We start from the raw sequence: 6,704 nt of genomic DNA on the forward strand, positions 1-6,704 counted from the left end.
CTGCTTCATAGTAGAGCCAAATAACTTAAGAAGCTATCTGATTGCGTAACTGATCGGCTTGTTGACGTTGTTCAGCAGTATAGTCAGTTTCTTGCTCTGCTAATAATTCACGTGCCGATTCAAAAGCACCCAATTGAATATATTGCTGTGCAAGATCTAAATTCAGGCTGATTTCATTGACTTCAATCAGTTCAGGGAAAGATTGAACCAGCGGATCATTTTGATCTGCTTTAGATGCAGATGAGCTGATATTGCTAATATCAAAACTCACACCTGAAGCTTTTGCTGGAGTGGGTTCTACAGGCTGTTGTTCAGTTGTCGTTGCTGGTTCTAAATTAAAGTCTAAATCTAGACTTAGCTTGGTTTCTTCAACTGCAATTTTTGCTTCAGTCGGTGTAACAGTTTCTGTAGGTGAGAAATCAAAATTAAATTCAGCTTTCTCATTAACAACAGGTTCATCAATAATCTTTGCATCAGCTGTTGTCGTTGTTTGCTCTGCTGCAGGAGTATCTAAACTAAAAGAGAAATCTAAAGGTTTGATTTCTTCTGTTACTGGAGTCACTTCTTGCTTAGGAGTGACTGCTGCAGGACTCGGATCTAAAGAGAGTGTGCTGAAGTCTAAAGGTTTTATTTCTTCAACAGTAGAGGTAGGTACTTCTACTTTTGGAGGTTCTACAGGAGCTTGATCAAAAGAAAAGGTATTGAAATCTAGGGGCTGAATTTCTTCAACCGCTTCGGTTTTAGTTGAAAGTGATTCTTGCTGTAATTGATCGAAAGATTGATGAGATGCTGTCGCAGAGGGTGCAGCAGTATTCATTAATGCATCAAAATCAGCAGTATTTTTTTGTTCAGTCGGTACTGTATGAGTAGGTGCCGGAACTGAAGATTCTAGTTTAAACTCAATGGTATCTTTAGAACTTTCTGCTTCTTTGTCATGGGCTGCTTTTTTAGCAAGTGCTTGTTCTAAAATCTCATCAAGCTCTAATGAACGAAGATGGCTAATAAGTTGTTTTATTGCAAACTCATCTTTTTGCAAGATGTGAATATCCAGCAACAGTAAATACAATTCATGCTGAGAATTGTCTTTGTTTAATGCCTGGTTAATCTGTGCTTCAGCAGAGAAAAAGTTACGCTCACGGATTAAAGCTTCAATTTTATTGCGTACATCAGCAGATAAAGGAGTGGTTTTTTTCTTCTCAATAACCGTATTTTTCACAATTTGAGTTTTTTGCGGGGTCTTTTTTGCCGAGCTTCCTTTTTTAGCTTTCGCCTTAGATGTGGACGTTTGCTCTGCTTGTTTATTTGTGTCACGCTTTTTTAATACAATTGCGATCACTAATAATAATATAAACGGAATCACATAAAGCAGCATGTTGTTACCCCTTGCAGGATTGAGTTGTTATCAATGAAACTCATCCAAAAAAATCAAATTGTATAACACCTTAGTGTGTTGGCTTCTTCTCTACTTGTTGTGCTTTCAATTGTTGTTGCAATTGAGCAAGACGAGTATTTAATAACTGAATTCTGTGATCCTTGTGACGCAATGCCAATTCTAACTGTGTTACGTTTCTCTGTAATTTAACGGTTTTTTTACGCGATGTCATAACTTTTAATGACAACTCGTTCGATGTTTGGTTTTTTTCTGTGTTCTTTTTAGCAGAACCGCTGGCTGAATCTTGTTCTTTCTCTGCAACCAGACTCATCTCCGCTTGATTTAGGCGGTATTTGGCTTTACCCGATTGGTTAGACGGTGTTTTTGCTACATTCGAAACACTGACTTTTTTATCTTCTTTTGGACTATTGGTGGTGTTTAAATTCAATGCTGCACCACGACGTAAGCGATTCACATCACCCTGAATAAAGGCGTGTTCATTGTTCGCTTTGATCTGTTTCATGACCTCGCCGATCGGACGGTTTTGCTCAGTTGCGACCCGTGACGCGATCGCCCAAAGCGATTCATTAGATTGCACCACATGCTTAGTGGTTTGTGCGGTAGCTACAGGCTCATTTTGTTGTTTGGGTTGCTTAGGAGTAGGTGCAGGCACTTCCGGTTTGGTTTTTGCAGTCGCTTGTTCAGCTGGTTTATTCGCTATTTTATTTTCGGCTACTTTTTGAGTCGGTGATTCTGCATATTTTTTCACTAATGGGTCTGCAGAAAAACTTGTATTGGACGTCATTTTATTCGACGTAAGAGAATTGTCTTTGATCTGATTTTTTGTCGTGATTTGTTCTGGTGTGGATGTTTTTACTTCAGCTGCCGTGGTTTTATTGGCTTGTGCTGACGGCATACTCATTGATGAGATGACCACAGGTGTCGGAGTTATGGCATTTAAGCGGGGTGGCGCTGCTTTTTGTACCATTAATGGAGCTTCAAAAGATTGATATGCCGCCGGTTGTGCTTTTGCAACCTGATATTGAGTGCTTTCAGGCAAGTGCAAGGCAATATCTTTTTCACTGACAATGGTGATAGGCGTTAAAGGTTTTTCATTGCCTAAAACTCGCGCCTGAGTTTTTGCAGGACTACGTTGTAGCGGTGTTTTAATATGTTGTAACCGAGTCGAGTTGCCTTCCTGAATTTTAATAATAATGTTCAGTTCAGCTTCGGTTAAAGGGCGTGAAGAGGTAATGGTAATCACGCCATTACCCGAGCCATCACGACGGGTAAAAAAATTAAGATGTCCAGGGGGTTGATGGGCAACGCCTAAAGTGGAGATGTCTGCTGTACTGGCCAAGCTGGCTTGTATTTGTGAATTAGGATCCGCTTGGCGGAAATTCATTTCTGCATAGAGTAATTCGCCCGGTGCAGACTGGATTTGAATAGGATCAATAGTAATCGCATGAATGGGTTGTGAAGCGATAATGGCTAAAATGGCAATCTTTAATTTGTTATATGCGGTCATCTTAATTTTTAGCTCGGTCTTGTATCGCATTGCGAAAGTTGTAGATTAACGAGATGTTGAAGTATTGTAAAATAGTAACATAAAGGATACATAAAAAAAGCCGATCAATTGTGACCGACTTTTTATTTTCTTAACTTTGGAAATTAAGCATTTTTATATTCAATTAAGATGCGAAGCATACGGCGTAAAGGCTCTGCAGCGCCCCAAAGCAACTGGTCACCGACAGTGAACGCGCCCAGGTATTCTTTACCCATATTCAGTTTACGTAAACGACCTACAGGAACAGACAATGTACCGGTAACGGCTACAGGAGTCAGGTCAGTCATGGATGCTTCACGAGTATTTGGAACGACTTTCGCCCATGGGTTAGATTGACGAATCATATCTTCAATCTCATCCAAAGGTACGTCTTTCTTAAGCTTTAAAGTTAAAGCTTGAGAGTGACAACGCATTGCACCAATACGAACACAGTGACCATCAATCGGCACGATTTGTTGGTTGCCTAGAATCTTGTTGGTTTCAACTTGCGCTTTCCACTCTTCTTTTGATTGACCATTGTCGAGCTGTTTGTCGATATATGGAATCAAAGAGCCGGCTAAAGGCACACCGAAGTTGGCAGCAGGGAAGCCTTCGCCACGTTGCAAAGATGCAATTTTAGAGTCGATGTCTAGAATTGGTGAACGTGGGTCATCTAACAGGTCTTTGGTATTGTTATATAAATAACCCATACCTGTAATCAGCTCACGCATGTTTTGTGCGCCTGCACCTGATGCGGCCTGATACGTCATGGCAGTCATCCACTCGACCAGATTGTTTTGGTAAAGCGCGCCCATGCTCATCAACATCAATGAAACGGTACAGTTACCGCCCACAAATGTTTTAGTACCTTTGACTAAACCATCTTTAATCACGTTCATGTTGACTGGATCAAGCACGATGATGGCTTCATCATCCATGCGCAGGGTAGATGCCGCATCAATCCAGTAACCGTTCCAGTTTTCCGCTTTGAGTTTCGGGAAAACTTCAGAAGTGTAGTCACCACCTTGGCAGGTAATAATGACATCCATTTGCTTCAGACTGCTAATGTCTGATGCATCCATAAGTGCTGGGGCAGTCTTACCACCAAACGCAGGGGCTTCACCACCAGCATTACTGGTAGAAAAATAGAATGGCTCAAAATGAGCAAAATCATTCTCTTCAACCATACGTTGCATGAGGACAGAACCAACCATCCCGCGCCAACCGACCAGACCTACTTTCATGTCACTTTGCCTCGGTGCGTAAAAAAATAAAAGGGGGCTTGAGTGTATCAAAAGCGACCGCAACTGCAAGTACTACACAATGAAAACATCAATATTATTGAGCGAAATATCTTGTTTATGTTACATACAAAATTGATAAAGTTATTTCATCATAGAAAAACTAGAAGCTATCAAAGAGCAGATGCTTATGATTTGGGTGGAGTTAATTTCAGTTTTTGTCATATGGCTGACATTTTGGTCATTGATTCCACGAGATGAATGGTGGATTCGAGGTGCTGATTTTCCACGTTTGCAAATTTTAGTTTTGGGACTGATTGCTTTTGTCCTGTTATTGGTCTGGGATCAGCCCTGGGATTTATGGCGTCAAATTATCTTGATTGCGTTGATTGCGGCATTGGCTTATCAACTGAAAATGGTGCTGCCTTATACTTTTGTCTGGAAAAAGCAGGTCAAAAAAGTTCGCAAGAATCAGCTCAATCCAGAGAAGCAAATCTCTTTGATTGTTTGCAATGTATTGACTACAAATGATAAATACCACTTGTTGATTGAACAGATTCAAAAACATCAACCTGATTTGATCTTAACATTAGAATCAGATCAGACCTGGCAAAATGCACTTGCAGTGATTGAAAAAGATTATCCATATCGTGTGCCGGTACCGTTGGATAATTTGTATGGCATGCATCTGTATAGCCGTCTTGAGTTGAAAGATACCGAAGTCAAATTCATTTTAAGTGATGAAATTCCTTCTATTCATACCACGGTGATTTTACCTTCAGGCCAATCTGTACAACTCTATTGCTTGCACCCTAAACCGCCAAGCCCAACCGAAGCTAAAGATTCCACCCTCCGAGATGCTGAACTTTTAATTGTCGGGGATCAAATTAAAGATTTGGATGAAAGCTGTATTGTGATGGGAGATTTGAATGATGTGGCATGGTCACGCACAACACGGTTATTTCAGCGGATTAGCGGACTGTTAGACCCACGAGTAGGGCGACATTTCGTCAATACTTTTCATGCAGATTATCCATTGTTGCGCTGGTCACTGGATCATATCTTTCATAGTACCGATTTTGCTTTGGTAAAAATGCAGCGTTTACCTCATATTGGATCGGATCATTTTCCTGTATATGTAGTCTTGCAAACCAGTCGTGTTTTTGAGCAAGTCCAAGATGAGTTGGAACAAACCGATGCAGATGAACAGGAAGCACACGAAGCGATTCAGGAAGGCATTGAAAAAGCAGAAAAAGAAGAAAAATTAGTGACTGATGAAATTGCACAGGACTATAAAAAATGACCCGAAAGTACCTCCAAGGCAATTAAAGGAAAAGTGTACGAAATGGCTTACATTGATTTAGGCTAATTGCGAATAGTTCTTTTTTCCATTTCTGTTTAATCTAGACTCATCAGCCAAGGAGTGGGGAAAGGAAAATCCCATTATGGAAGACGATGTTGGGCTGATGGTAAGTCATCATGGATATGATGCAGCAATGGATAGCACGAATATAATAAAAATATGATTTGAAAAGCACAACCTTATATACTCGAGTTTTGCAGGATGCAGAACTCGGGTTATGCTTTTATAGAAGATCTTAAAAATAAAATTTAGCTATGTATTTATCCAAATTTCAAGAACTTAAAATTTATATCACTAATTTTACTGAATTATCACGTGATGCTTTACATATTTATGCAGGGCTAGCGTTATTCTTTATTGTGGCTTTTTTTCACTATCGTCAATTGAAATCGAAATGGGCAATTGGGGCTGTGCTGATTGTTGCGGTTACTGCAGAGCTGTTTGATGCCCATGATGATTTAATCAATTATGGAATGTGGCATATTGGAGCCAGTCTGCACGATATCATCAACACCATTTTCTGGCCGTTGCTCATTTGGCTCATGGCAAGGTTTAGGGTATGGAAGGGGTGATTTATGATTAAAAAACGATCTCAAAATGATAGTCATGAAATTTTAGAACAGTTACAAGAGTATGTTGATTTTTATGATAGTTTGTCTTTTACAGTAACGAATTTCTTACCCTTAGGTACTAAAGCTTTATTTAATTTTGATACCTATATTTATGAAGCTATGAAAGGAACATTAGAGTCCATTTTAGTTTTAATCGAAAATGGTCGGGTGAATGATGCATATGCATTACTACGTAAATTTTATGACATTTCTTTAATTAATGTGTATGTAAATTTATATTTAAAAAGAGAATTTGAAATCGATAAATTTGTTGTTGTTAAAATTCAGAATTGGTTATCTGGGAAAGAAAAAATTCCTGAATACAGAGAGATCAGACAATATATTTCAACTAGTTTACTTCAACCTATTCAAAAAGAATTGTCCAAATTTCCGTATGAATCTATTCGAAATCGTTGTAATGACCATATGCACTATAATTTTTTAGTCATTAAACTTCTTTCATAAATCAAAAAATGATCTTCTTTTGGTTAATATTCGTACCCAAGATTTCTTAGCATTCGTGCATAATCTGCGGATGAAATACATCGATTCAAACAAGCTTTCTGATCCT

The 6,704-nt window shown here is 39.1% G+C and carries 6 protein-coding genes; 3 read left to right on the top strand and 3 right to left on the bottom strand.

Features of this window, described 5'->3' with window-relative positions:
- Window positions 1-25 precede the first annotated feature (25 nt).
- The 3 genes from fimV to asd all read right to left on the bottom strand — a co-directional run bounded on the left by fimV (window position 26) and on the right by asd (window position 4,162).
- Window positions 26-1,372, bottom strand: coding sequence for a T4P machinery localization factor FimV (gene fimV / locus HLH16_RS12660; protein ID WP_171529585.1), 1,347 nt, complete (start codon window positions 1,370-1,372; stop codon window positions 26-28).
- Window positions 1,373-1,442: 70 nt separating this feature from the next.
- A complete protein-coding gene (locus HLH16_RS12665; RefSeq protein ID WP_171529586.1) occupies window positions 1,443-2,900 on the bottom strand; it encodes a type IV pilus assembly protein FimV in 1,458 nt (485 codons plus the stop codon).
- Window positions 2,901-3,043: 143 nt separating this feature from the next.
- On the bottom strand, window positions 3,044-4,162 hold the full coding sequence (asd, locus tag HLH16_RS12670) for an aspartate-semialdehyde dehydrogenase (protein WP_171529587.1): 1,119 nt from the start codon (window positions 4,160-4,162) through the stop codon (window positions 3,044-3,046).
- Between the two features lie 187 nt (window positions 4,163-4,349).
- Here asd and HLH16_RS12675 point away from each other — a divergent pair, with 187 nt between their 5' ends.
- From HLH16_RS12675 to HLH16_RS12685, 3 genes are all read left to right on the top strand, one after another.
- Window positions 4,350-5,462: an endonuclease/exonuclease/phosphatase family protein gene (locus tag HLH16_RS12675; protein WP_171529588.1), complete on the top strand. Its 1,113-nt coding sequence runs from the start codon at window positions 4,350-4,352 to the stop codon at window positions 5,460-5,462.
- A 314-nt stretch (window positions 5,463-5,776) separates the two neighbouring features.
- Window positions 5,777-6,094 carry a hypothetical protein gene (locus tag HLH16_RS12680; protein WP_171529589.1) on the top strand — a complete coding sequence of 106 codons (318 nt, stop codon included), beginning with the start codon at window positions 5,777-5,779 and terminating at the stop codon, window positions 6,092-6,094.
- 3 nt (window positions 6,095-6,097) lie between these two features.
- On the top strand, window positions 6,098-6,598 hold the full coding sequence (locus HLH16_RS12685) for a hypothetical protein (RefSeq protein WP_171529590.1): 501 nt from the start codon (window positions 6,098-6,100) through the stop codon (window positions 6,596-6,598).
- Window positions 6,599-6,704: the final 106 nt, after the last annotated feature.

This window comes from Acinetobacter sp. ANC 5378 (assembly GCF_013004315.1).
In the GTDB taxonomy this organism is placed as follows: Bacteria; Pseudomonadota; Gammaproteobacteria; order Pseudomonadales; family Moraxellaceae; genus Acinetobacter.